Source organism: Streptomyces coeruleorubidus (genome assembly GCF_008705135.1).
GTDB lineage: Bacteria > Actinomycetota > Actinomycetes > Streptomycetales > Streptomycetaceae > Streptomyces > Streptomyces coeruleofuscus.
In genome coordinates this window covers 9,119,903-9,143,334 of sequence record NZ_CP023694.1, presented here as the reverse complement: position 1 = coordinate 9,143,334, position 23,432 = coordinate 9,119,903, and the positions used below count along the sequence as shown (strand labels likewise).

The window sequence follows — 23,432 nt, the reverse complement described above, 5'->3', positions numbered from 1 at the left end:
CACTTGCCATCGTCCCGACGACCACCCTATGGTCGTACGAACGTAAGACATACGATCGTAATTTAAACAAAGGAGCTCGTGATGGCGGCAACTCGGCCGGTGGCACTCGTGACAGGTGCCTCATCGGGGATCGGCAAGGAGACGGCCCGCGCCTTCGCCACGGCGGGCTTCGAGGTGATCGGAACCGCTCGCAACACCGCGCGAGTCACCGCGCCGGCCGGGGTGACCTACCTCGACCTCGACGTGACCAGCGACGAATCGGTCGCCTCCGTGGTCAAGCAGGTGATCGACCGGTTCGGGCGCATCGACGTCCTGGTCAACAATGCCGGCGTCGGCGCCAACGGCGCCGCCGAGGAGTTCTCCGTCGCCCGGACGCAGGAGGTCTTCGACGTCAACGTCTACGGCATCATGCGGATGACCAAGGCGGTTCTGCCGCACATGCGCACTCAACGGCGCGGACGCGTCATCAACGTCTCCTCCCTCAGCGGGTTCGTCCCCAGCCCGTTCATGGCCATCTACACCTCGACCAAGCACGCGGTCGAGGGCTACTCCGGGTCGCTGGACCACGAGGTCCGCGAGCACGGCGTCCGGATCCTGCTCGTCGAGCCCGGCCCGATCAACACCCCGTTCGGTGACCACAGCGTGCAGGGCGACACCCCATTGCCGCTCTACGCGTCGGGACGGCGCACGTTCGACGAGGTGCTGGCGAAGAACACCAGCGGCGGCGACGATCCCGCCGTCGTGGCCAAGGTGATCGTCGCGGCGGCCACCGACCGGAACCCGAAACTGCGGCGCACCGCCGGCTCGACGGCCGCAAGCATCAGCGTGCTCCACCGCGTCCTTCCGGCCCGGATCTTCGACCGCATCGTCCGCAGATTCAACCGGATGCCGAGCTGACGCTCACCTTTCGCGTACCCGAACCCGTCCGAAACCGACCCGCGTCTTCGACGAGGTGATGGCGGATGTGATGAAGGACGGCGACGACCCCGCCGTCGTTGCCAAGGCGATCGTCACCGCGGCCACCGACAAGAAGCCGAAGCTGCGCTGCGCCGCCGGCCCGCTGGCCTCACGCCTCACCATGGCGCGCCACCTCGTCCCCACCGGAACGTTCGACAAGCGGATCCGCAAGAACAACCGCCTGCCCGTCTGACCCCCCGGCCCGCCTCACGGGCGACGCCGATGACATCCAGGTCCGGGCCTCACGGGCGCCGATTCCAACCGCATGTCTCCCATACACCCGGCATCGCTGATGCCGCCGAAGGTCCATTGATCAGTCACTCGTTGGTTTACCGAGGAGAGTCATGCAGCAGCAACGCCAGCAATCCGCCCGGCGCAGTGCATTGAGCGCACGGCGTTTTCTGAAGAAGAACGCCGGAATCGCCGTGGCGGTCACCGCGACGGCGGCCGTCCTGGGGTCGGCGCCGTCCGCGTCGGCAGGGACGGGACATCCGTACAGCAGATCCATTGTCACCGACGTAACGACCGCGGCGACGTTCGACTACGCGGCGGGCGAGATCCCCGAGAACATCACCGTCAACCCCGACGGCTCAGTGATCCTGTCGATGCTCGGCAGTTGCGCGGTGTGCGAGCGCACTCATGGGCCGCAGCTGATGCGTATCTCCCCGTCCGGAGAACGCACGGTGCTGGTCACCGGGCATGTGGGTGAGGCGATCAGCGGCAACACCCGTGCCAGTGACGGCACCATCTACTACAGCGTGTGGGCCCCGGGCAACGCGGCCAGGAACGGCGTGTACACGCTGCTTCCGGACGGTACCCCGCAGCGCATCGCCGCTCTGCCCGCCGACTCGGGCCCCAACGGGCTGGCCATCGACCCGGCCGGACGCACCCTCTACATCGCGGACAGCCTGAAGGGCACCATCTGGTCCGTTCCCGTCTCGGGCGGATCGGCGACCCCGTGGCTGACCGACGCAGCTCTCGCCCCGGTTCCGACCGAAGCCCTGCCCATCGGCGCCAACGGCCTCAGGTTCCACAACGGCGCCCTGTGGGTCAGCAACTTCAACAAGGGAACACTGCTGCGGGTACCGGTCACCACCACCGGCACGGCCGGCCCCATCCGCCTGGTCGCGGGCGGCCTGCCCAACATCGACGACCTCAGCTTCCTGACCCCCCGCTCCGATGTGGTGTTCGCGGCGCAGAACGGCTCCTCCTCGCAGAACGGTCCGGACAGGGTTGTGGTGATCTACCCGAACGGCACCTACAAGCCCGTCCTGACCAGCGCGGACGGCCTCGCCTCACCCTCCGCCACCGCGGTCCGCGGCGACCGGCTGTACATCACCGACGGCGGGGTCCCCGAGCCCCACGACCCCAAACTGCAGACCGCCAGGATCAACTTCCCCGCTCTCCTCGCAGGCGCGGCACGCTGACCTGACCAAGGCGGCAGCCGGGGCGCAAGCCCCGGCTCCCATGGAGGAACACATCGTGCGGTACACGAAGGAACACAAGCAGGAGACGCGACAGCGGATCATCACGACGGCCGGCCGGCGGCTCAAGCGCAACGGCATCGACGGCTCCGGAATCGCCACGCTCATGAAGGACGCGGGCCTGACCAACGGCACCTTCTACGCCTACTTCCCCTCCAAGGACCAACTCGTCGCCACCGCGGTCGCCGACCAGATGTGCGCACAGCACGCGAACATCGTCGCGCAGGCGGCGCCCGGCCGTGCCGGACTCGAGCAGATCGTGCGCTGGTACTTCTCCCCCCAGCAGCGCGACAACTTCGAGGACGGCTGCCCCAACGCCGCCCTGCTCGACGAGATCGCACGCTCCACGGATCCCACCAGGCAGGCATACACCGACGGCGCGCTGGTCCTCATCGACGACTTCGCCGCCCGCCTGGCACCTCACGATCCTCTGTCGGCGCGTCTGCAAGCACTCGGCCTCCTCGGCATGCTGGCCGGGACATTGCAACTCTCCCGCGCCCTGACCGACCGGCAGCTCGCCGACCAACTCCTCGAACAGGGCATCCGCAACGCCCTCGCACTGCTGGATGCCGAGCAGCACACCTGAGACGCCAGACGAGATCGGCCGCACCGACCACCCCACTCACACCGCCTGACAGACCCTGGCGATACCGGCCCTGGCGGGCCGGTATTCCAAATGGCCCCATGGAGGTACCACATGTCTGAGCACGCTGCTGTTGAACTGAGTGGTCCCCGGCGGCCGGCACTCGTACGTCTACGGTGCCGGCCGGATTCCGGAGACCGACGCCGCCATCGCCCAGATCGGCGCCTGGGTCCGGGAGAAGACGAAGATCTGACCGAGCGGTACGGAAGCGGCAGTCGCAAGGTGCGCGCGTTTGCCGGAACGGGACGATGGACGGACGCCGGCATGGCCTGCGGTGGCGCGCAGGTCCGCGACGCCCGCGATCTCGTCCCGGTCCGGCAGGCGACAGCCGGGACGGCTGACCACGTCTGCGACTTTATCCGCCGCGCTACGGACGCCCATCGAGAAGTGGGCAACGGCTGATACCGACGTCTCACTGCCCAATCCGGTCCCCGAAAGTCTCACGCAGCTGCGCGCCGGCCGTCCCATCGTCGGAGTCGCACCGGCTTCCCAACCGTCCCCATTCTCGACGCCGGCCACCCGCCGGGTGGCCAGACGATTCCATACACCCTCGCTGAGGGGAAAGAACGAGGACCCGATGAGTACCTTCCACCCCGATCTCAAACGAGGTCGCTTCATCCCCAATGTGTCCTACGGACGTCTGTCGTCGCGCCTCGTGCGGAGCGTGAAGTGGCGCTCGACTGATCCAGGGCCGGACGTCACGGTCCAGGAGATCGTCGTCCCCGGGCCGAAAGACGCACCGCCCGTCTCGCTTCGCGTTTTCCAGCCGACCGGCTTGAAGGCAGCGGCTCCGGCGCTGCTCTGGATACACGGAGGCGGGCTGATCTTCGGCGCACCCGAGCAGGACGACCGTACGAACATCGCCTTCGCCCGCGAGCTCGGCATCACCGTCGCCGCAGTTCGTTATCGACTGGGGCCGGACCACCCCGCGCCCGCCGCGGTCGAGGACGCCTACGCCGCGCTGCGCGGACTGGCCGAGCGCGCGGACGACCTGCACATCGACATCGACCGCATCGCGATCGGCGGTGCCAGCGCAGGCGGCGGAATCGCCGCGGCCCTCGCGCTGCTCGCCCATGACCGGGCCGAGATCCGCCCGGCGTTCCAACTGCTCCTCTACCCCATGCTGGACGACCGCACGACGACGAGAACCGACCTGGACACCCTCAAGGTGCGCGTCTGGACGCCGAAGAGCAACCGGTACGGCTGGTCGTCCTACCTCGGCGACGCCGTCGCAGGACCCAACGTCTCCCCGTACGCGGCCGCCGCCCGCCGCGAGGATCTCACCGGTCTTCCCCCGGCCTGGACCGGCGTCGGCACCCTCGACCTCTTCCACGACGAGGACGTCGAGTACGCGCGCCGGCTCGGTGACAGCGGCGTCCCCTGCGACCTCGACGTCGTCCCCGGCGCTTTCCACGGCTTCGACCTCGTGTTTCCCAAGGCCGAGGTCTCGCGGGAGTTCTGGCGCAGGCAGGCACGGGCGCTGAAGGGCGCACTGTGAGACCGACATGTCCTGGCTGCCCGGTTGTCGACGCCTCCACCGCCGCTACGAGCGCGAGCCGGAACACTTCCTCGCCTTCGCCGCTATCGCAGCGACCCTCATATGCCACCGCCGGCTCACCAACCGAATGACGGCTTACAGCTGGTCCCCCATGCCAGCTGGTTCCGGAGGATGCGGCCCGCCACCGTCCTTGATGTCCTGCTCGCAGGTCCGTCCGTCGTAGGACTGGTCGTTGGGGAGCAATAGCACTCCGGCAACCTGCTCAGGGAACTCGACGGCGAGCCAGTCGTCGCCCGTGAGATCACCGTCCGGCCCGAACGCCTCGGACGAATAGACCGTCTGACACCCCAACGCCACACGCTCCTTATCGACCGCGCAGGCGTCCACTGCGGGGCCGGACATCTCGTCGGCGCCGTCGAAGCGGTAGTGGACGTGGACCTGGTCACCTTCGGAGGGCACCTGCGGGTGGGGCTCAAGGCGCCAGTCGACGACCTCGGCAGTGACGCCGAGAGGCCGCCCAGACGTGTCCTCGACCTGCACCCTGACACCCGCCTCACCGCGCTCCGCAGTCGTGTCGGTGCAGCCCCAGTGGGAAGAGCAGCCGGACAGGGCGAGAATCACCAGTGCCAACGGAGCACCGGCAACTACCCGTGCGGGGAACACTCAGGTGACCTCCGGTCAGGGTGGAGTGGAGCCGGGACCTCTACGAGGGTAAGGCACACCTGACTGCCGTAGAGATGCGCAGAGTCGAAGAGGGTCTGCACGGCGGCCCGATCGGCCCGGCGCCGACCGGCGGGTGCGCTGGGCACGCCGGAGGAGACGAGCGCCGCTCGACGGTGGCGACCGCGGCGATCCCGACCATCCAGACCAAGCCGCCCAACACACTGACGTTGCTGCCAAGGCGGGGTCGTTCCTACCTCGATCTCGGGAATCGACCGCGCGGACCCCGTCGATGGCTTCCACACCAGGGCGTGGGCGCCTCGGCCGGCCGACGGCTCGGGCCGCGCCCACTCCGGGCTCGCGTGCCCAGGGGCGATCTCGACGGTGCCCCACCGCGCGGGCCGTGTTTCAGCGCGTTGGAGCCGGGGCGGGTCCTGGCGCGGCCGGGCGGCGCTACTTGAGGGCTTGGCAGACCGCCCATCGAGTACGGCGGCTTGCCAAGCCCTGTCTGAAGAACTCGGCCGCAGCCGACGGTGGTTCGGGTCAGAGGCCGATGTCGGTCAGCCACTGACCGGTGGTGCGGGGGGTGATGCCGAGCAGTTTCTGGGCGGAGTTCTCGGGTGTGATCGAGCGGTCCGGAAGCGTGCTCATGGCCGCGTAGGCTCCGGCGACGTCGGCGGCGGGCCCCTCGCCGATCAGGGGTGCGACGGAGCGGCGGAACTGCTCGGGGGTGATCTGCTCGAAGACCACGTCCTGGACGAAGTGGGCGCCGAACGCCTCGGCCAGGTCCGGTCCGGTGATCGCCGGGAACTGTCCGACAGAGACCATGCCGGTGATGTCCGGGCGGTCGAAGAGAGCGACGACGGCGTCGGCGACGTCCAGGTGCGAGGCCCAGGAAGCGGGGAAGTCGACGCGGATCGGGTAGGGCAGCACGCCTCGCTCCCGGACCGTGTCGATGACGTAGGGCATGAGCAGGTTCTCCAGGTAGAACGTGGGCGCGATCACCGCATGGGAGACCCCGATGTCCGCCAAGGCGCTGACCAGTGCCGCGGCCGCGCCGCCGGTTTCGGGGTCGGTCGGGGCACCGCTGGTGGAGAACACCACTCGGGCCGGGCGGGCTGCGCGGACGGCGGCGACGATGTTGCGCGCGTAGGTCTGGCGGTCTTCTTCCGAGACCACCGGCAGGTGGACGAACACCCCGTCAGCGCCCCGGTATGCCTCGGTCAGTTCCGCTGTGGAGCCGTACCCGACGGCTACAACGCTCTGCGCGCCGTCCACGACGGCATCGGCGTTTCGGGTCAGAGCGGTCACGGCCTTGCCCGCGGCGGCGAGGGCAACGACGACGGGGGCACCCTGGGCGCCCGTGGCGCCATGAATCACGTAGGTCATGGCGCCATTAGTGCATGCGACGCACCAGTTACATCAACTGCACTAATGGGGGTACGGTCAAAAACGTGACTGATCCTTGTCTCCCCGAATGCGGCGTCGCCCGGTTCCTCACTCTGCTCAACGGGCCGTGGGCCACCCTGATCGTGCGCGAACTACTGCACGCCCCCCACCGCTTCAACCAACTGCGCGATGCCCTGCCCGGCATCAGCCCGCACACGCTGACCAGCCGGCTGCGGCAGTTCGAGCGGCACGGCATCGTCACCCGCACGACCTACGCGGAAATCCCGCCGCGCGTCGAGTACGCGCTGACCCCTCTCGGCGAGGGGCTGCGCGATGTCCTGGAGGCCATGGGAACCTGGGCCATGGCGGTACCGGATCCCGAGGCCGACGTCACCGCCTGATGAAGGCCCCCGCCCGGCGGCGCGGACGCGGTCACCCCGAGGACATGAGCCTCTGCCGCAGGGAGTCGTTGTCGTCGTGGTGAACGACCTCCTCGAAGCGCAGCCGCAGACCGTGTTTGTCCAGCAGTTCCGCGACGATCACGTCGAGCTGTTCGCGATGTTCCTTCGTCCGCGCCTGGAGGTACGCCTCGCGGACGTCTTCGGGCTCGCCGACGAGGACTTGGTCCATGCGCTCGCGGATGTACCGCTTGAGGTTGATGTGCTCCATGAACACCTCACTCACCCCCGCGTCGACGAGCTGGCCGAAGAGGTCGTCCAGGAGCTCGGGCTGGGTGGCGAAGTGAGGCAGGAGCGGGCCCACGAAGGCGTAGGTGGGGATGCCTGCCTCTTTGAGTTCGGCCAGGGTCCGCAGGCGGCGGGAGGCGAGTGGGGCGCGTACCTCCAGCCAGCGGCTGACCTTGTCGTCGGTGGTGGTCACGCTCATGCCGACCTCGGCGCGGGGCAGGCTGGTGAGCAGGTCGATGTCGCGGGTGACGACCGGTGACTTGGTGAGGATGCGGACCAGGCCCGGGTACTCGACCCTCTCCAGTTCGCGCAGGATGCCGCGGGTGAGCCGGTACTTCGTCTCGTGGCCCTGGTAGGGGTCGGTGACCGAGCTGAGCAGCATCGTGCCGCGGCGCTTGCCCTCCGGCATCTTCGACAGCTCCTTGCGGGCGAGCTCGACCGCGTTCTTCTTCACGTACAGGTAGTCGCCCCACTCCTTCGCCGATCGGCCGAACTGCCGTCCGGCGAAGCTGGCGAAGCAGTAGGCACAGCCCAGCACGCAGCCGGTGTAGGGGTTGATGACGTAGTCGTTCGACGGGGTCTTCGACTTCTGGATCAGGGTCTTCGCCTCGATCTCGACCGGCTCCATGACCACTTCCTTTTCTGCTGACCCGACCGTCCGTGTGGGAGACGCCGGGTTCCTCTGCTGTCCAAGGGCCGGCCGGCTGAAGATCACCGAACCCCCACCCATGGAACAATAATCTACGGAAGTTGCTTCCATGGAATGTAAATGGTTTGCTGGACTCCGGACCGGCTCAGGGGCCCTCACCCCCGCCGGTTCCTGCAAGGCGCCCCGCCGGGCGCGGTGGTCACCGCTTGGATTCCATCTGCCTCAGAGAGTCACATTCCGCCCACAGGGGGCGTAAAGGAGTGAGTGTCATGACCATTCCGGCCTTCAACTCGGTCGCCTGGTTCGAGTTCGGCACCGGCCAGCCGGAGAAGGTCAAGGAGTTCTACGGTGAGCTCTTCGACTGGAAGTACGTCCCCAACACCAACACCCCCGGCGTGACCTACCACTCGGTGATGACGCCGGGCGCCCCGCAGCCGACCGGCGGCGTGTGGGAGTCGGAGGGCGCCTTCCCCGACTACGCGGTCTTCTACGTCCTCGTCCAAGACGTCGCCGAGACCGTCGAGCGCGGGCGAGGGCTCGGCGCCAAGGTCCTCATGGAGCCGGCCTCCGACTCTGCGGGCTTCACCTTCGCCCGGCTGCGGGACACCGCCGGCAACCACTTCGGCGTGTTCTCCGTACCCGACGCCTGACGGTTTCCGCAGGTCCGCGCCTTCACTGTTCCCACCTGGAGGTTCCCGATGTCCGGCGCCAGCGCCGCCAGCGAAAAGATCCCCGTACGTGTCCACGGCGGTCCGACGACCGTGATCGAGTACGGCGGGCTGAGGTTCGTCACCGACCCGACCTTCGACCCGCCGGGCGAGTACCTCATGCCTCTCCCCGGCGACCACAAGCTCGTCAAGACCGAGCCGTCACCTGTCACCGCCGCCGACCTGGGGCGCGTCGACGCCGTCCTGCTCTCCCATGACGAGCACGACGACAACCTCGACAACGCCGGCCGCGCCTTCCTGCCGGAGGTGCCGGTCGTCTTCGCCACGGTCAGCGGTGCGGACCGTCTGGGCGGCAACGCGCAGGGGCTGGCCTTCTGGCGGAGCGCTGAGCTCAAGCGGCCCGACGGCGGCACCGTCACCGTCACCGGCCTGCCCGCCCGGCACGGCCCCGTCGGCTGCGAGCCGGTCTCCGGCGACGTCATCGGCTTCATGCTCACCTCCGACGACCTGCCCTCGGTCTACGTCAGCGGCGACAACGCCGCCCTGGAGCACGTCGAGGAGATCGCCGAGAAGTTCGCCCCGGTGGACACCGCGGTCCTCTTCCTCGGCGGTGCCCGTATGGCCTTCGCCTTCGACGGCGCCCTGCTCACCCTCGACAGCGCGCAGGGTGCCGAGGCCGCGAAGCTGCTCGGCGCCCGCCGGATCGTCCCCGCCCACTTCGACAGCTGGGCCCACTTCAAGGAAGGCCGCCACGAGATCGAGGCCGCGTTCACCGACGCCGGCCTGGCCGACCGCCTCGACTTCGCCCGATGACCACCACCCGCACCAACACCCGTGGAGCAAGCATCATGAGCAGCCCGAACATCGACATCGCCCGCACCTACTTCCAGGCCGTACAGACGGGAGACATGGCCACCCTCGGCGAACTCCTCGACGAGGCGATCGTCTGGCACCAGCCCGGCGCCAACCAGTTCTCCGGCGAGCACAAGGGCCGCGACGCCGTCTTCCAGATGCTCGGCAGCATGATGGAGACAAGCCGGGGCACCTTCGCCATCGACAAGATCCACACGCTCATGGCCAACGACGACCTGGTCGCCGCGACCATCCACTTCAGCGGCCGCCGCGACGGCGCGTCGATGAGCATGGACGGCGTCGATCTCCTGCGCATCACAGGCGGCAAGATCACCGAGATGTGGCTCTTCTCCGGCGACCCTGCCGCCGAAGACGCCTTCTGGGGCTGAGCCTCCGGGTGTCCGGGGCCGAGTCGGCCTCGGACACCCGCGAGCCGATCCGTACGAACGCGAAAGGCACCCACATGCGGAAGATGACCGAGCAGCAGTGGCGCGCGTTCGTCACGCACGGCACTCGCACCGGCAAGCTGTCGACCGTCCGCGCCGACGGCAGTCCCCACGTGACACCGGTCTGGTTCCTCCTCGACGGCGACGCCATCGTGCTCACCACCGAGAAGGACGGGGTCAAGGGCCGCAACCTCGCCCGTGACGGACGGTTCGCCCTCTGCGTCGACGAGGACCGGCCACCGTACGCGTTCGTCCTGCTCCAAGGACGCGCCGAGATCTCCGAGGCTCCCGACGACATGGTGCGCTGGGGAGGCCTCCTCGGCGCCCGTTACATGGGCGACGAACGCGCCGAGGAGTACGCCGCACGCAACGGCGGCCCCGGCAACATCCTCGTCCACGGCCACATCGACAAAGTCATCGCCTTCGGCGGCATCGCCGACTGACCTGTGGGCGGAGCGGATGGGGCGGGGCCGGGTGAAGACAGTCTCCCGGCAGCAGCGGCCCATCAGGCCACGGGCACCGCGCAGCCTTCGTGGCTCATGACGCCGGCCGGCCAGGCTGCTTCGGCGCCCGCGCGCCCGGCGCCGGCGTCTGCCCGGCGGCCTTCCGCTCCGCGTCCAGGGCCCGCCCGGCTGCCCGCAGTGTGCTGAGGACCGCCGTCACCTCGCGCACGGACCGCTCGGGAATCACCGATCCGATCCGCAGCTCCAACTCCTCCTCGAAGACCTTCAGCGCCCCGCCCACCAGCTTGCGCCCCTCAGGCGTCAACTCGACGACCGAGGAACGACGGTCGTTCGGATTGGCACGCCGCTCACACAAGCCCGCCGACTCCAGACGGTCGACCACCTTGCTCGTGCCGCCCACCGTGATCGAGAACTCCTCAGCGATGTCCTGGATCCGCGGCCCGGGCCGACGCAACAGCAGGTGCAGCACCTCGAACGAGGTCAGCGGCAGATCGTACTCGGCCCGCAACCGCCCCTCGATGCCGCTCCACAGCTCGATCTCCAGCGAGACCAGCTCCCGATACAGCCGCTTCAGGTCAGCCATCACTCATCTTCCGAAGAACTATCTTCCATAGATGATTAATTGTAGGTCATCGGCGTCGCCTGGGCTGCGCTCGGCATGAGGGCGTGGTCCACAAGGGGTGAAGCCCAACGTGAAGAGCGCGCTGAGGCCCGGCTCCATGTTGGTCGTGGTGACTGCTGGTCACAGTCGGGTCGCTATACGGTCCCGGACGATGCCGAACACGCCATTCCGTGGTGCAGTCTGGTCATGGCCTCACCGCCCGCGGACGACCAGGACACCCAGACGCCCCCTCAATCCCGCGAACGCCCCTCCCGGCTGATCGACATCGCGGTAGCTCTGCTGTTCCTGGTCGCGGACGCGGTCATCGTCGTAGTCGCCGCGATGCTGTTCGTCATGGTCGGCATGGGCAGCGCGAAGTCGTCGAACCCCTCCGCAACCGTGCACTCCCGCGACGTCCCCGTCCTGATGTGGCTCGTCGTCTGGGGCGTTCCGGCCCTGGCGGTGACCGGCGCCGTGGTGCACGCCCGCCTGAGAATGCCGGTCACCGCCGTCGTGCAGAGCCTGTTCGCGCTCGCCTGCACCTTCCTGGCCGTCATATGGACGCGAATGCTGCTGTCGTGAGGCCTGTCGTCCCGGCGCCGGAACTCCGGTCCGCACGCGGTAAGAGCTCGACTCCGGATGCCGATCCGGGCGTGCCAGCGCGGGTGCGCGGCCAGCCACGCCTTGGTGTGCTTGGCGGTGTGGGAGGCCGTGACGCCCGTACGAACTCCCGCCGGGCTGGTTCACCGGGGCGTGCGGGACGACCGGAATGGCGGCGTGAACGGGCGGCGACCGCGGTCTTCTCGTCGATGGAGAGCACCACCGCCACCGCTGGCCCTGCCCGTCGCCCACTCTCCACTGCCAACGATCATGGCGGGCCGCCGCCGCACCCGGCAGGATGGGCCCGTGCCGAAGAACCCACCGGAATCGATGCAGCACCACTTGCGCCAGCGTCTTAACCGCCACGCCCGCGAATGCTGGCCCCAAGTGGAAGCCATCACCGTCCGCTTCCGCACAGGATTCGCCTACGTGGCAGCGGAGTTGCCCGGCGAGGAGAGCCTGCCGCTGTGCCGACTGCGCTTCACAGGCGTGCCGCACACCTGGGGCTTCGCCCTCTACCTGGCCGGCAACGACAGCTACCGGGACAACGTCCTGCCCAGCGGACTGCCCGCCGGTTCCCCGGAGGAAGCCCTCGACTGCGCGGGCGGCCTCTACCTCAACGCTCTCGCGCCCGTCATCCGAGTGCCGACGGGACTCGTCGTCCTCGTCGGCCCACCGGCCTCGGGCAAGACCAGCTTCGTTCGGGCGCTGGTCGCGCGCCGGCAGATCGACCCGGAGGCCGTCGTGTCCAGCGACGAGATCCGCGCGGAACTTTTCGGCACCTCAACCGCGGAAGCGGAATCCGACGCGGCGGACGCACGGATCTTCGAGGAACGTGACCGCAGGATCGTCGCCAGGCTCGCAACCGGACAGAGCGCAGTCGCCGAGTCGACGAACGTCACGCCGCAGGCACGCGCACGGCTCATCGCCATCGCCAGGCGCTTCGACGCCCCCGTGACCATGCTGCGATTCAACCCGGACGTCACCGACCTCCTCCAGCAGTACACCCAGAGAGGCCGCACGGACCTCGCCGCCGCGGACGTCCGTGCCTACGCCGCCACCATGACCCGGGACGCCGGTGCCGATCAGCTCCGCTCCGAGGGCGCGACCACCGTCCACGATGTCCCCGGACGCCGCCAAGCAACCACGCCCGCCGAAGCCGCCGCGCACTTCTCCTTCTCCTGACAGAACCGACCCTTCTGGCCGCCGGCGTCCTCGCCACGGGCGCCGCTCACAGCCGCCCACCGCACACGACGTGGACGCTGTCGGAGCCGATGCTGAGCTCCCCCGTATCCGATCCCGATCTGCGACCCGGTGAGCAGCGGAGCCGAAGTGGGACGGTTCTCCAGACACTCAGATGTTTTTCACCTACTGGTGCCGTGGTTTCAGGAGGCTGTACGCGGCGGGTCACGTCACGGCCCGCGGCTCCTGGCAGATCGGGCGCTTCAGAGCCTCGATGATCTCGTTCGGCTGCACTGTTCGGTTCCTCCTTCTCAGCGCAGTTGCTCGGCCAGTCCGACGATGATGCCCTCCGGGCCGCGGAGGTAGCAGAGCAGATAGCTGTCCTCGAACCGGGCGATCTCGCCGACGAGTTCGGCGCCGTGAGGGCGCAGGCGGGCAACCGTGTCCTCTAGGTCATCAACGGCGAACATGACGCGGTGCGTGCCCAGGATGTTGTGCGGCCGGTTGCGCGGCCCGGCGCTGATCGCCGCGGGGCTGCGGTACTTCGCCAGCTCGAGCCGGCTGTGGCCGTCCGGGGTCCTCACCATCGCGATGTCACAGCGGACGCCGTCCAGTCCGGTGCACTGGTCGGCGACGAGGCCCTCGACCTCCGCCCTGCCCTCCAGCTCCATACCGAGTTCCACGAAGAACGCGATGGCGGCATCCATGTCCTCGACGACGATGCCGACGTTGTCCATCCTCTGAATCGCCATGCTGGATTCTCCTTCTTCCTCGTGCGGCCGGTGGTGGCCGCTGATGTCCCTGGGACGGAGCCGGTGGCACGTTCTCGACATCCTCAGACCGCCGAACTCCAAAAAATCTGGATCGCGCCTGAGCACCGCTACAGCAGACCCGCGAGCCAGGCGCCGCCACCGAGGGTGAGTGCGGCGCGGATGGCCGCTCCCATGAAGACGATCAGCCGCAGCGTGCCGTCCCCGCCCGACATCCGTGGACGGAAATGCAGATCAGCGCTGATGGGACTCGGGGATCAAGCTCCAGTACGTCACCGTCCGGCCGAACCTCGTCGACGAGGTACGCGCTGACACGGCCGGTCCACTTCGTCGCCTTCGACCTGCTCCGGCTGTCCGAGACGGACACGACCCTCTGGCGGTACCGGCGGCGCCGGGCCGCACTGGAGTCGCTGTTCGCCGCGCGAAGGTTGTCGGCGCCGTGGGCGCTGTGTCCATCGACCGCCGACCCGGACACCTTGCGCGACTGGCTGACATGGGCGGCGGTCGGCATGGAAGGCGTGGTCTGCAAGCGGCTGGACAGCCGTTACGAGCCGTCCGTGCGCGGGTGGCGGAATACAACTCCCTGGCCTCGCCGCGCAGTCTGCTGCTTGGCAGATACGACGGCCGTGGGCGACTTCGGTACACCGGCCGCACCACAAGCCTCACCAGACGGCCAGCAGCACACTCACCGGTCTTCTCGCTCGGGCTCGTCCCGGGCGCCCGAGGACGGGGCTGATCATATGCTGCCCGATGGGCGCACCAGGGAGACGCTGAACGTCACGCTCGTGCGTCTCGAGCTCGTGGTCGAGGTCGGCGTCGCGCCCGCGATGCCGCCAGCCGGTGGCGACACCGGCACGCCTGCACCGCCCCCGCACCGACCTCTCCCCCACCGACGTCCCCCTCCTGGCACCGCTGTCGCCGTGACGGCGGCGCAGCGGCGGCGGCCCCGGTCGGCGCGCAACACCGGCGAGCGCCCCGATCCCGGCCGCGCCTTCGCCCCCCCATCCCGCCCCTCTTTCTCCCCTCAACTCCAGCCAGGAACATGGAAGGCGGCCGCCAGGGGGATGTCAGCATCCCGACCACGCCCGTGCCCGGGATGCGCGGACGGGTCACGGCGCGACTTCTATCGCGGTGTATGCCAACGCTGCATCGGCGCCCGTCTGGTCAGCATCGAATAGCACGTCTTCGGAGCGCGCTCTGCGAATGGAGGCCGGCTGTCCCGCACCCCACCGTCGCTCGATCACTGTCGGGGAATCGTCGTCCTGTCGTCCTGCGCGCCACGAACCCGGGCGAGCAGCCGGTCGAGGGCGGGGCGAAGGGGCGCCGGTTGCGCGGTGGACGCCCAGGTCTCGATGCCGACAGGCTGGCCGCCGTCCCGCTGGATACCGTCGGCCAGGCTTCAAGATCCTCCTGGTGAAGCTGTCCATTGACAGGCCGGCGTCGGGGTGGTGTTCTACCTGCTCACCGTCGGACCGTGCGGCCTCGACGGCATCGCGGACTGGTTATCAAAGATCGTGAGCTCCACGGCGCGCTCCCTGCTTGCAGTCGTCACACCGGTGCGGGTGAGTCATCCCCCGAAGCCGGAGGTCCCCGGGAAGAAGTCGGCACCCTGGACGTATTCCATCGCCTCGGTCCACTTCGGGTCGCCCAGACGGCGTTCCATCTCCTCCGGGCTGACGTCCTCCACCCGCGTCTGGAGCCACCACAGATTGCCCAGCGGATCGCGTACCCGTCCGATCCGGTCACCGAAGAAGAGGTGTGTCACTTCGGTCACGGACGTACCGCCCGCCGCGACGGCCCTGCGGTGCGCGGCGTCGGCGTCCTCGACGTACAGGCGCAGGAAGGCGGGCGTCGGCGGCCAGTGTGGTGGCGCGTCGAACGGCATGACGATCGAGTCGCCGATCCGTACCTCCGCATGCCCGATCCGGCCGTCGTCCCCGACGACCCGGGCGATCTCCTCTGCGTCGAACGCCTCCTTCAGGTAGTCGATGAGGCCAGCTGTGTCGCGCGAGATGATCCACGGCGTGACGGTGTGGTAGCCGCTCGGGATCGGTTTTACGGTCATTCGCTGCCCTCCTGAGTGCGTGCTGCTCGTTCTGACGCTACGTGGCCTCTAGGCCAGATTCCGACCTAGAAGCCACTGAATGGAGACGATGCTCAGCCCCAAGAGGGCACCACCCACACGCTTGCACCCCATGACACAAGGAATACGGCTGATGATTACGTGGGACAGCGGTGACGTGGTACGTCCCACGCGACCTGACCCGCGCGACGCGATCGAGGCGCGACGGACGAGACAGAGTCAGCACTCGACCGGCGGGTCAGGCAAATATGGGACTTGGCCGTCCAGGAGAATCCCGACGTCTCGGGACCAGCACTCCCCCGCCTCCGCACACCCTGCTGGCGGATGACGGCGAAGTGGGTTCTGGTCTTCAGGGCCCTGTACCTGCTGGACGGCGGATTGCTTCGGTCGTGGGGCGACGCTCTGGTCTGGCCGGTGATCGGGATCCTGCACTGCGGGTTGGGCGCAAGCGGCTGCCGATGGAGAAGGTGAGCCTGCTGCACGTGCGCGGCTGTGGCTGGAGGTGCGGCATGCCGACCGACACTCAGCTCCCGTCTGCTGCCGGTCTGGCGGCCCGGCCTCACTTCAGATGTCGGGTGAAGAACTGGGCCGCGGCGTCTCCCGCGAACTCCGGGACGCCGGTGTGCCCGCCCATATTGGCGTACAGGGACTTCTCCTTGGAGCCGAAGGCGTCGAACAGGTCCAGGGCCGCCTGCCGGTCGTTCCCTTCGTCGTCCCACTGCAGCAGGACGTGCAGTGGAATAGTGACCTGGCGGGCCTCCTCGAACATGGCGCGAGGCACGAAACTGCCGGCGAAGAAACCGGCGGCCACGATGCGCGGCTCGACCACCGCAAGCCGGATGCCGATGGAGATCACTCCCCCCGAGTACCCGACCGGGCCGCCTATCTCGGGCAGCGGAAGGAGGGCGTCCAGGGTGGCCTGCCATTCCGGGACTGCCTTTTCGACCAACGGGAGGATGAGGGCGTCGACGATCTCGTCGCTGACCGGCTCGCCGGCCTCCATCGCCCGGCGCAGGTCGGCGCGGGCCTGCTCGGCGGCAGGCCAACGGGGCCGGTCTCCGCTTCCCGGGAGCTCGATCGTGGCCGATGCGAAACCCTGCGCCGCGGAGTGCTGGGCCCGTGCCACCAGTCGGGGGTACATCTTGCGCAGCCCGAGGGGAGGGTGGCCGAGCAGGATCAGCGGTACCGGTGCGGATGCGGATGCGGGTGTCCACAAGATGCCGGGGATCTCACCGAGGGTGAATTCGCGTTCGAGGACGCCGTCGTCGAGGTGCTGCTCTGAAGTGAAATGCATGGTCGTGCCTTTCGGGAGTGCATTGGAACGGCGCTCCCGGACGACCTGTCTATCGCCCGACCGTGACCCCGGAGGGAAGCACCCATGTCGATACTGCGTTCACGGGTACCACCTCCTCGATCTCTCGCACGGCCTCCCGGAATGTAGCAGTGGTCCCCCCTCGTCCGCCAAACGGTTTATATGAGCCGGCTCAGCTGGAGAAACGCGAAGGCCAGGAGCGAGACTCCGCAGCAGGCTTCAAGTGCGCGTACGGCCAGTGGTGGCAGCGCCCTGCGCAGTACCACGATCAGTCCCGCCGCGATCAGGCACCACAGCATCGAGGAGGCCATGAACCCGGCAAAGAAGACGCCCAGCTCCGCCGCCCCGCCCGGGCCCAGCACGGCGCCCACCCCGCCGGCCGCGCCCGACCAATAGACAACGTTCCATGGGTTCGCCAGGGACATGCCCGCCCCCACAGCCATGGCCTTGCGGTCCTTTTTGGCGTACGGCTCTGCGGTCCGATCGGACACCTTCCGCGCGAGCGCGTCGCGCAGGCCCGCCACCCCCAACCAGGCCAGCAACAAGCACCCGGCCACGGTGAGCGGCACGCGCAAGGCCGGCACCGCGAACAGCGCCCCTGCCCCCGCCAGGCCGAGCACCGCCCAAACGGCGTCGCCCACCAGCGAGCCGACCTGGACCGCGAAGGCAGGGCCGAACCCGCCCCGGATTCCGCGCCGAAGGGACTCGCTGAACACCGCGCCCGGCGCCGCGTTGAACACCAGCCCCAACCACAGAGCCACCATGAAGATCTCAGTCATGCCGGCCACTGTGGCGGGGCGGGGCCGTGCGGTCTTGTCAGATGTTGATCTGAGACAGCCGACGGTACCGGCCCGGTGTGATGGCGTAGGCCGCGGCGAAGTGGCGGTGGAAATGCGCCTGGTCGGCGAAACCGAGCACGTGCGCGACATCGGCGACGGGCTCACCCTTTCGCAGCCGTCGCCGTGCCTCGGCCAACCGGGCCGACAGGTGCCAGGCGTAGGGCGGGGTGCCGGTGGCGCGGGTGAACGTCCGGATCAGATGCTCCCGGGACATCCCTGCCTCGTCGGCCAGCTCGGCCAGCCGCGGCGCGCCGGACAAGTCGCTGCGGAGCCGGTCGAGCAGCGTGGCGATCCGGGCGTCAGCGGGTTCCGGAGCACGCATCCGCCGCCCTGCGGCCAGGTCAAGCAGCTGCGACAGCACGAGCACGAGCCGCTCCTGGATCAGAACAGCGGATCCAGCAGGCCGAGGGTGTCCCTCCGGTGCCAGCTCGCGGAATGCCCTGGCCACAGCGAGGAACTCGTCGCGTAGGTGTGGGGAGCGGACGACGGGCCGTTCGAAGTCGACGGGAGCGTCGCCCGTCAGTGATTCCACCACCGTTGGCGGGACATACCAGCTCACGGCAGCGAAGGACGCGTCGGGTGGGACCTGGGTGGTGCACGACTGGACCTGGCCGGGGTTGTAGACGGTGAACTCGTCCGGGTTCACGTCGAACGAGGCGCTATCCAGCCGGACTCGCTCCAGGCCGCAGAGGTTGACGCTGATCACGTACTCGTCGTGGCTGTGCCGCGGGAAGCCGCCCGACCGGGGACGCACTACCGTCAGCTGACCTCCGCCCCAGTCCGTGACATGCATGCGCAGAGAGTACGGCAGGCGACCTGCGCGTCATCGGCGCCTACGCCGTCACCTCCGCCTGCGCCTCCCGCCGCAAGATCCTCACCCGCAAACTCGCCCTGGTCGCCCCCGGACACGGAGACCCCTTCCTCCTCGACGAGAACACCCCCACCTGACCCGCAGAGGTCAACCCCGAGACCGGCTTCGGCAGGCCGTCGCCGTCCGGTGCTTGCTCGCGGTGCGCCTGCTGGACCTGACCCCCGTAACGGACGATCACCCCAGCCCCGGCGGCGCCGGATGTGCGCTGTCGACGGTCCTCGACTGCGTCGGCAGGACCCGGACGACACCAGCACGTCGGCCAGTTCAACATCGGCCTTCAACTGGGCAATCTCCTCGGCCTCGGCGCCCCGCGCCTCTTTCAGTCAACGGAGCTGCCGGCGCAGCCGTTCGAGCGACCGGGCATGCCGCCCAGGATGCGCTCCATCGCCGCGCGGACGCGACCGCGCTCATCGACGCCGTCGCGCTCCTGGCCGCCGAAGGAGATTGAGTTCGGCCAGGGTGGGAGGCGGCGGGAGGCGAGTGGGTCGCGGCCGGAGTCCGGAGTGCGGTCCCACCTGCTCGGTCCAGCCGAGCAGCACTTCGGCTTCGTCCTGGTCGTGCCCCAACCGGTTCACGCACGTGATCTCCGGCTCCGCCTTGGCTGGTGTTCTGACCGGGAAATTTCGCTGGGGCGGTAGCTGCGCCTCAGTAGTCTGCACGACGTGATCAACTCATACACGGGTTCCGACGATGCTGACGTCGCGATAGCCGGGGCGCGCGCCGGCGCGGACGTGGTCCGCAGCATGTACGGCCAGTGGCTCCCACGCATCGACAAAGCTGCCGGGGACTTCGCCACCGCCGCCGATGTGGCGGCCGAGGAGTCGATCCTCGACGTCATCCGTGCCGCCCGGCCCCATGACGCGGTGCTCGGCGAGGAAGGCGGGCAACAGGGCGCCGCCGACGCTGTGCGCCAGTGGCTGGTGGACCCCTTGTGCGGCACGCTGAACTACGCCGTCGGCAACATGCTGGTGGCCGTCAACGTGGCGCTGCGCGACGGGGCAGCAGCCGTGGCCGATCCGTTCAACGGCGAGGTTTTCTTCACCGACGGGGAGACCGCCTGGGTACGGCATGACGGGGCGGACGACGCACTCCTGACGCCCACGCCGGCCAGCCGATTGGTGGACGTCAACCTGGATCCGCCGTTCCCGAGTGCGCCGGGATTCCGGGCCGTGGATCTACTGGCCCACCTCGAGTTCGTCGAGCGTTTCCGGCCGCGGGTCGTGTCGACGACCCTGGCGCTGGCCTGGGTCGCTGCCGGCAAGCGCGCCGCGTATGTCACCGATGGCGGTGACCTCTCCAGGAGCGTGCACTTCGCCGCCGGCATCGCCTTGTGCCGGGCTGCCGGATGCGTTGTCACCGGGATCGACGGCGCGCCGATCGGTGAGACAGGCCGCGGGCTCGTGGTCGCCGCCGACGACGATACCCACGGGCTGCTCATGTCGATGATCCGCAGCCGAAGTTAGTGCTGTGACCGCACGAGTATCGCCGGGTTGGGTCGGGCTGCGCCATGCAAGGGCCTGCCGACCCAGCGGATGCCCTTCTCGCTGCTGTTCGGGCACCTGGGTACCCGGCATGACCCGCCGCGTGCCTGGCGCCTCCTCGGAGAGCCGGTGCCGATGCTCCACCCGGCTGAACGGCCGGCGGTGCCCGGTGTCGTGCATCCGCCGGGGCGGTCGAGGGGGAAGTCTTCGTGCCGGGGCCGGCCGCGACCCCGCGGCATGACGACGACGGCGGCGGACGACGGGAGGCACGACCATGGCGGCGGACGGACAGCCGGCCGGGCAGCAGCTGCACTGCCTGGTCACCGGGGCGTCCGGGTACATCGGCGGGCGCCTGGTGCCTGAGCTGCTGGAGGCCGGTCATCGCGTCCGGTGCCTCGCCCGCTCCCCCGGCAAACTCCGCGACCACCCCTGGGCGGCGGAGGCCGAGACCGTCCGGGGCGACGTCACGGATCCGGAGTCGCTCGCCGCCGCGATGTGCGGGATCGACGTCGCCTACTACCTGGTGCACGCCCTCGGAACCGGCTCCCGGTTCGAGGACACCGACCGTGCCGCCGCGCGGATCTTCGCCGAACAGGCGCGTGCCGCCGGCGTACGGCGGATCGTCTACCTCGGCGGGCTCACACCACGCGGCGTCCCGGAGGACTCGCTCTCCCCGCATCTGCGTTCCCGGGCCGAGGTGGGAGAGATCTTCCTCGCCTCCCCCGTGCCCGCCACGGTGCTGCGGGCCGCCGTCGTGATCGGCTCGGGGTCGGCGTCCTTCGAGATGCTGCGCTACCTCACCGAACGCCTGCCCGTCATGGTCACGCCCAGCTGGGTGCACACCCGCACCCAGCCGATCGGGGTCCGGGACGTGCTGCGCTACCTCGTCGGGTCGGCCACCATGCCGGACCACGTCGACCGGGCCTTCGACATCGGCGGGCCGGACGTCCTCACCTACCGGGACATGATGGCCCGGTACGCCTCCGTCGCCGGGCTGCCCCGGCGGTTCATCGTGCCGGTCCCGGTCCTCACGCCCCGGCTGTCCAGCCACTGGGTGGGCCTCGTCACCCCGGTCCCCGCTTCCCTCGCCCGGCCGCTGACCGAGTCGCTGCGGCACGAGGTCGTCTGCCACGAGCACGACATCGCCCAGTACGTGCCGGACGCTCCGGGCCGGCCGCTGCCGTTCGACGAGGCCCTGTCCCTGGCGCTGCGCAGGGTGCGGGAGGCGCAGGTCTCCACGCGCTGGTCCTCCGCCTCGGTGCCCGGAGCCCCCAGCGATCCGCTGCCCACGGACCCGGACTGGGCCGGCGGCAGCCTCTACGAGGACGAGCGGCACAGGCCGGTCGACGCGTCGCGGGAGGCACTGTGGAAGGTGGTGGAGGGCATCGGGGGCGAGAACGGGTGGTACTCCTCTCCCCTGGCCTGGGCGGTCCGGGGCTGGCTGGACCGGTTCGCCGGCGGGGTCGGACTGCGCCGGGGACGGCGTGACACCGAGCGCCTGAGGGTGGGCGACTCGCTGGACTTCTGGCGGGTCGAGGAGATCGAGCCGGGTCATCTGCTGCGGCTGCGCGCCGAGATGCGGCTGCCCGGCCTCGCCTGGCTGGAGATGTACGCCGAGACCGACGACGAGGGCCGCACCCGGTACCGGCAGCGCGCCCTGTTCCATCCGCGCGGCCTGCTGGGGCACGCCTACTGGTGGAGCGTCGCCCCGTTCCACGCCGTCGTGTTCGGTGGCATGGCGCGCAACATCGCCCGGGCGGCGGCGGGCGGCCCGGGCGGGCGCCGGAGCGCCGCGCGCGCCACCCGCATCCGACGGGTCCGCGCCGGGCGAAGGAAGAGGCAGCATCCCGCGTCCCCTGCCTCACCGCACCAGGAGTGACGCCACGACCGTCGCGGTCGTCCTGTTCACCTCGGACCTGCGTCTGTACGACCATCCGCCTTCGCACGCCGCGCTGAACGCGGCCGACCAGGTGGTTCCCCTGTTCGTCCGCGACCCCGCCGTCCGTGCGAACGGCTTCGACGTGCCCAACCGCAATGCCTTCCTCACCGATTGCCTGGCCGACCTCGGCTCCTCACTGCGTCGGCGCCGGATCGACGGTGAGCGCGCCGCCGTCGGGGGTCGTGCACCCGCAGCAGGTGCCAGGTGGCGGCGACCGCTTCGTCGAAGTCGCCGCACCAGCCGGCGGCACCGGTCCGTTCCCTCACCGCCTCGGGCCGTCGGCCGTGTCCGAATACAGCCGATCAGGGCCTGTGTACGCAAGCCGATCAGGACTTGTGCGACACGACCGACTCCAGGAGCGTGACGGCCTCTGCCAGCCCGGCCGGGCGCGGCAGGCCGGCCGAGGTCCGGCCGGCCCAGCCGGGACCGATCGTCAGGACGACCGGTTTGCGGCGGGCCCCGCGCACCCCCCACTCCATCGCGGCGACGTGCTGCGCCAGCGGCCGGCTGGCGGTGGTACGGGACTGCGCCCACAGCCCGACCGCGGCCGGACCGGTCCGGCGTACGGCCGTGACGAGCGACTCCACGGGCAGGGCACCGCCGAACATCCGTACCGGCAGGCCGCGTTCGGCCAGCGCGGCGGCCAGCGCCTCCAACGGCAGCGTGTGGTTTTCTCCCGGTACGCAGGCGAGCACCGTGGTGGCGCCCGGGCGGTCGGCGACGGCGGAGGGGGTGCTGCGCCGCAGCGCGCCGGAGACGTGCCAGGACAGGAAGTGCTCGACCTCGACGTACTTCTCGCCCGAGCTCTCCCACTTGCGGCCGACCGCCTGGAGCGTCGGCATGATCACCTCGGTCCAGGCGGTGACCAGCCCGTGCTCGTCGATCGTGGCTTCGAGCAGCTCGTCCAGCGCGGCGGCGTCGAGGCGCAGGGCAGCACGGGCGATGCCCTTGCATTCCTGACGCACGTCCCCCAGGCGCAGCCCGCTGCCCGCCCGGCTGCGAGCCCGCACGGCGGGGCGTGGCGCCGCGTAGGCGGCGGGGCGCGGTGCCGCCTCGGGTGCCGGCCGGGCCGGGACCGCTTCGGGCGGGGCATCGCCCCGCACCATGCGCGCCGCCTCGGCGGGCGCTATGCCGGTCGCGGTCAGTGCGCACATCCGCTCCAGCCGTGCCATGTCCCCGGCCGTCCAGCGCCGGTGCCGGCCGCCGGTGTGCGCGGCGGGACCGAGGCCGTAGCGGCGGTCCCAGGTGCGGACCGTGGTGGGTGCCACTCCCAGCCGCCGGGCCACCTCGCCGGTGGTCAGCCCGGCGCCCACCGGCACGCCTTCGTCATCCCGTTCGTGTACGGCCATGTCTCCACT

24 protein-coding genes and 3 pseudogenes are annotated in these 23,432 nt (G+C 69.6%); 17 read left to right on the top strand and 10 right to left on the bottom strand.

Annotation, left to right across the window (positions count from 1 at the left end; translation table 11 throughout):
* Positions 1-81 precede the first annotated feature (81 nt).
* From CP976_RS41620 to CP976_RS44755, 6 genes and pseudogenes are all read left to right on the top strand, one after another.
* Positions 82-897, top strand: coding sequence for an oxidoreductase (locus tag CP976_RS41620; protein WP_150485011.1), 816 nt, complete (start codon positions 82-84; stop codon positions 895-897).
* 58 nt (positions 898-955) lie between these two features.
* Positions 956-1,150, top strand: coding sequence for a Rossmann-fold NAD(P)-binding domain-containing protein (locus tag CP976_RS41615; protein WP_229875971.1), 195 nt, complete (start codon positions 956-958; stop codon positions 1,148-1,150).
* A 151-nt stretch (positions 1,151-1,301) separates the two neighbouring features.
* Entirely contained in the window at positions 1,302-2,384 is a 1,083-nt protein-coding gene (locus CP976_RS41610) for an SMP-30/gluconolactonase/LRE family protein (protein WP_150485010.1), read from the top strand.
* Positions 2,385-2,436: 52 nt separating this feature from the next.
* Positions 2,437-3,027, top strand: a complete 591-nt coding sequence (locus CP976_RS41605; RefSeq protein WP_150485734.1) for a TetR/AcrR family transcriptional regulator — start codon at positions 2,437-2,439, stop codon at positions 3,025-3,027.
* A gap of 634 nt (positions 3,028-3,661) precedes the next feature.
* A pseudogene (locus CP976_RS41600) lies at positions 3,662-4,444 on the top strand (alpha/beta hydrolase fold domain-containing protein); the annotation flags it as partial.
* A 17-nt stretch (positions 4,445-4,461) separates the two neighbouring features.
* Positions 4,462-4,706: pseudogene (locus tag CP976_RS44755) on the top strand (IS5/IS1182 family transposase); the annotation flags it as partial.
* An 11-nt stretch (positions 4,707-4,717) separates the two neighbouring features.
* On the opposite strand, the gene CP976_RS41590 reads toward CP976_RS44755, so the two are convergent.
* Positions 4,718-5,245 (bottom strand): hypothetical protein, encoded by a 528-nt coding sequence (locus tag CP976_RS41590; RefSeq protein ID WP_190146965.1) that lies wholly within the window; start codon positions 5,243-5,245, stop codon positions 4,718-4,720.
* Between the two features lie 540 nt (positions 5,246-5,785).
* Entirely contained in the window at positions 5,786-6,631 is an 846-nt protein-coding gene (locus CP976_RS41585) for an NmrA family NAD(P)-binding protein (protein ID WP_150485007.1), read from the bottom strand.
* 65 nt (positions 6,632-6,696) lie between these two features.
* Here CP976_RS41585 and CP976_RS41580 point away from each other — a divergent pair, with 65 nt between their 5' ends.
* Positions 6,697-7,032 carry a winged helix-turn-helix transcriptional regulator gene (locus CP976_RS41580; protein WP_150485006.1) on the top strand — a complete coding sequence of 112 codons (336 nt, stop codon included), beginning with the start codon at positions 6,697-6,699 and terminating at the stop codon, positions 7,030-7,032.
* A gap of 31 nt (positions 7,033-7,063) precedes the next feature.
* On the opposite strand, the gene CP976_RS41575 is transcribed toward CP976_RS41580, so the two are convergent.
* Positions 7,064-7,945, bottom strand: a complete 882-nt coding sequence (locus CP976_RS41575) for an SPL family radical SAM protein (RefSeq protein ID WP_150485005.1) — start codon at positions 7,943-7,945, stop codon at positions 7,064-7,066.
* A 290-nt stretch (positions 7,946-8,235) separates the two neighbouring features.
* Here CP976_RS41575 and CP976_RS41570 point away from each other — a divergent pair, with 290 nt between their 5' ends.
* The 4 genes from CP976_RS41570 to CP976_RS41555 all read left to right on the top strand — a co-directional run bounded on the left by CP976_RS41570 (position 8,236) and on the right by CP976_RS41555 (position 10,375).
* Positions 8,236-8,616, top strand: a complete 381-nt coding sequence (locus CP976_RS41570; protein WP_150485004.1) for a VOC family protein — start codon at positions 8,236-8,238, stop codon at positions 8,614-8,616.
* Between the two features lie 48 nt (positions 8,617-8,664).
* A complete protein-coding gene (locus CP976_RS41565) occupies positions 8,665-9,447 on the top strand; it encodes an MBL fold metallo-hydrolase (protein ID WP_150485003.1) in 783 nt (260 codons plus the stop codon).
* Positions 9,448-9,482: 35 nt separating this feature from the next.
* On the top strand, positions 9,483-9,875 hold the full coding sequence (locus tag CP976_RS41560) for a nuclear transport factor 2 family protein (RefSeq protein WP_150485002.1): 393 nt from the start codon (positions 9,483-9,485) through the stop codon (positions 9,873-9,875).
* A gap of 74 nt (positions 9,876-9,949) precedes the next feature.
* Complete coding sequence (locus tag CP976_RS41555) at positions 9,950-10,375, top strand: PPOX class F420-dependent oxidoreductase (protein ID WP_150485001.1); 426 nt, start codon at positions 9,950-9,952, stop codon at positions 10,373-10,375.
* Between the two features lie 94 nt (positions 10,376-10,469).
* Here the strand turns inward: CP976_RS41555 and CP976_RS41550 are convergent, their stop codons facing one another.
* The gene (locus tag CP976_RS41550; RefSeq protein ID WP_150485000.1) at positions 10,470-10,979 is read right to left on the bottom strand and encodes a MarR family winged helix-turn-helix transcriptional regulator; all 510 of its coding nucleotides are present in this window, start codon (positions 10,977-10,979) and stop codon (positions 10,470-10,472) included.
* A 225-nt stretch (positions 10,980-11,204) separates the two neighbouring features.
* Between CP976_RS41550 and CP976_RS41545 the strand changes: the two genes are divergently transcribed.
* Together CP976_RS41545 and CP976_RS43335 are read left to right on the top strand one after the other, a co-directional pair.
* Positions 11,205-11,579, top strand: a complete 375-nt coding sequence (locus CP976_RS41545) for a hypothetical protein (RefSeq protein WP_150484999.1) — start codon at positions 11,205-11,207, stop codon at positions 11,577-11,579.
* A gap of 405 nt (positions 11,580-11,984) precedes the next feature.
* Complete coding sequence (locus CP976_RS43335) at positions 11,985-12,782, top strand: ATP-binding protein (RefSeq protein ID WP_229875969.1); 798 nt, start codon at positions 11,985-11,987, stop codon at positions 12,780-12,782.
* A 308-nt stretch (positions 12,783-13,090) separates the two neighbouring features.
* Here CP976_RS43335 and CP976_RS41535 read toward each other — a convergent pair whose 3' ends face one another.
* Complete coding sequence (locus CP976_RS41535; RefSeq protein ID WP_150484997.1) at positions 13,091-13,531, bottom strand: VOC family protein; 441 nt, start codon at positions 13,529-13,531, stop codon at positions 13,091-13,093.
* Positions 13,532-13,776: 245 nt separating this feature from the next.
* Between CP976_RS41535 and CP976_RS44750 the strand changes: the two genes are divergently transcribed.
* Positions 13,777-14,727, top strand: coding sequence for an ATP-dependent DNA ligase (locus tag CP976_RS44750; protein ID WP_150484996.1), 951 nt, complete (start codon positions 13,777-13,779; stop codon positions 14,725-14,727).
* A gap of 389 nt (positions 14,728-15,116) precedes the next feature.
* On the opposite strand, the gene CP976_RS41525 is transcribed toward CP976_RS44750, so the two are convergent.
* The 4 genes from CP976_RS41525 to CP976_RS41510 all read right to left on the bottom strand — a co-directional run bounded on the left by CP976_RS41525 (position 15,117) and on the right by CP976_RS41510 (position 18,576).
* A complete protein-coding gene (locus tag CP976_RS41525) occupies positions 15,117-15,614 on the bottom strand; it encodes a VOC family protein (protein ID WP_150484995.1) in 498 nt (165 codons plus the stop codon).
* Between the two features lie 577 nt (positions 15,615-16,191).
* Positions 16,192-16,926, bottom strand: a complete 735-nt coding sequence (locus CP976_RS41520) for an alpha/beta hydrolase (protein ID WP_150484994.1) — start codon at positions 16,924-16,926, stop codon at positions 16,192-16,194.
* A gap of 176 nt (positions 16,927-17,102) precedes the next feature.
* Entirely contained in the window at positions 17,103-17,723 is a 621-nt protein-coding gene (locus CP976_RS41515; RefSeq protein WP_150484993.1) for a LysE family transporter, read from the bottom strand.
* 37 nt (positions 17,724-17,760) lie between these two features.
* Positions 17,761-18,576 (bottom strand): AraC family transcriptional regulator, encoded by an 816-nt coding sequence (locus CP976_RS41510; RefSeq protein WP_150484992.1) that lies wholly within the window; start codon positions 18,574-18,576, stop codon positions 17,761-17,763.
* 740 nt (positions 18,577-19,316) lie between these two features.
* On the opposite strand from CP976_RS41510, the gene CP976_RS41505 reads away from it, so the two are divergent.
* From CP976_RS41505 to CP976_RS41495, 3 genes and pseudogenes are all read left to right on the top strand, one after another.
* A complete protein-coding gene (locus CP976_RS41505) occupies positions 19,317-20,117 on the top strand; it encodes an inositol monophosphatase family protein (RefSeq protein WP_150484991.1) in 801 nt (266 codons plus the stop codon).
* A gap of 292 nt (positions 20,118-20,409) precedes the next feature.
* Positions 20,410-22,014, top strand: a complete 1,605-nt coding sequence (locus CP976_RS41500) for an SDR family oxidoreductase (RefSeq protein WP_150484990.1) — start codon at positions 20,410-20,412, stop codon at positions 22,012-22,014.
* Positions 21,992-22,222 (top strand): annotated as a pseudogene (locus tag CP976_RS41495) (deoxyribodipyrimidine photo-lyase); the annotation flags it as partial. The gene CP976_RS41500 and the pseudogene CP976_RS41495, both read left to right, overlap by 23 nt.
* A 178-nt stretch (positions 22,223-22,400) precedes the next feature.
* Here CP976_RS41495 and CP976_RS41490 read toward each other — a convergent pair.
* Entirely contained in the window at positions 22,401-23,423 is a 1,023-nt protein-coding gene (locus CP976_RS41490; RefSeq protein WP_150484989.1) for a MerR family transcriptional regulator, read from the bottom strand.
* Between the last annotated feature and the right edge of the window lie 9 nt (positions 23,424-23,432).

What these genes read in the sequence shown, in the direction of transcription:
- CP976_RS41620 (WP_150485011.1), top strand. Translation starts at nt 82, where the DNA reads ATGGCGGCAACTCGGCCGGTGGCACTCGTGACAGGTGCCTCATCGGGG.
- CP976_RS41615 (WP_229875971.1), top strand. Translation starts at nt 956, where the DNA reads ATGGCGGATGTGATGAAGGACGGCGACGACCCCGCCGTCGTTGCCAAG.
- CP976_RS41610 (WP_150485010.1), top strand. Translation starts at nt 1,302, where the DNA reads ATGCAGCAGCAACGCCAGCAATCCGCCCGGCGCAGTGCATTGAGCGCA.
- CP976_RS41585 (WP_150485007.1), bottom strand. Translation starts at nt 6,631, where the DNA reads ATGACCTACGTGATTCATGGCGCCACGGGCGCCCAGGGTGCCCCCGTC.
- CP976_RS41575 (WP_150485005.1), bottom strand. Translation starts at nt 7,945, where the DNA reads ATGGAGCCGGTCGAGATCGAGGCGAAGACCCTGATCCAGAAGTCGAAG.
- CP976_RS41570 (WP_150485004.1), top strand. Translation starts at nt 8,236, where the DNA reads ATGACCATTCCGGCCTTCAACTCGGTCGCCTGGTTCGAGTTCGGCACC.
- CP976_RS41565 (WP_150485003.1), top strand. Translation starts at nt 8,665, where the DNA reads ATGTCCGGCGCCAGCGCCGCCAGCGAAAAGATCCCCGTACGTGTCCAC.
- CP976_RS41560 (WP_150485002.1), top strand. Translation starts at nt 9,483, where the DNA reads ATGAGCAGCCCGAACATCGACATCGCCCGCACCTACTTCCAGGCCGTA.
- CP976_RS41555 (WP_150485001.1), top strand. Translation starts at nt 9,950, where the DNA reads ATGCGGAAGATGACCGAGCAGCAGTGGCGCGCGTTCGTCACGCACGGC.
- CP976_RS41550 (WP_150485000.1), bottom strand. Translation starts at nt 10,979, where the DNA reads ATGGCTGACCTGAAGCGGCTGTATCGGGAGCTGGTCTCGCTGGAGATC.
- CP976_RS41545 (WP_150484999.1), top strand. Translation starts at nt 11,205, where the DNA reads ATGGCCTCACCGCCCGCGGACGACCAGGACACCCAGACGCCCCCTCAA.
- CP976_RS41535 (WP_150484997.1), bottom strand. Translation starts at nt 13,531, where the DNA reads ATGGCGATTCAGAGGATGGACAACGTCGGCATCGTCGTCGAGGACATG.
- CP976_RS44750 (WP_150484996.1), top strand. Translation starts at nt 13,777, where the DNA reads ATGCAGATCAGCGCTGATGGGACTCGGGGATCAAGCTCCAGTACGTCA.
- CP976_RS41525 (WP_150484995.1), bottom strand. Translation starts at nt 15,614, where the DNA reads ATGACCGTAAAACCGATCCCGAGCGGCTACCACACCGTCACGCCGTGG.
- CP976_RS41520 (WP_150484994.1), bottom strand. Translation starts at nt 16,926, where the DNA reads ATGCATTTCACTTCAGAGCAGCACCTCGACGACGGCGTCCTCGAACGC.
- CP976_RS41515 (WP_150484993.1), bottom strand. Translation starts at nt 17,723, where the DNA reads ATGACTGAGATCTTCATGGTGGCTCTGTGGTTGGGGCTGGTGTTCAAC.
- CP976_RS41510 (WP_150484992.1), bottom strand. Translation starts at nt 18,576, where the DNA reads ATGCATGTCACGGACTGGGGCGGAGGTCAGCTGACGGTAGTGCGTCCC.
- CP976_RS41500 (WP_150484990.1), top strand. Translation starts at nt 20,410, where the DNA reads ATGGCGGCGGACGGACAGCCGGCCGGGCAGCAGCTGCACTGCCTGGTC.
- CP976_RS41490 (WP_150484989.1), bottom strand. Translation starts at nt 23,423, where the DNA reads ATGGCCGTACACGAACGGGATGACGAAGGCGTGCCGGTGGGCGCCGGG.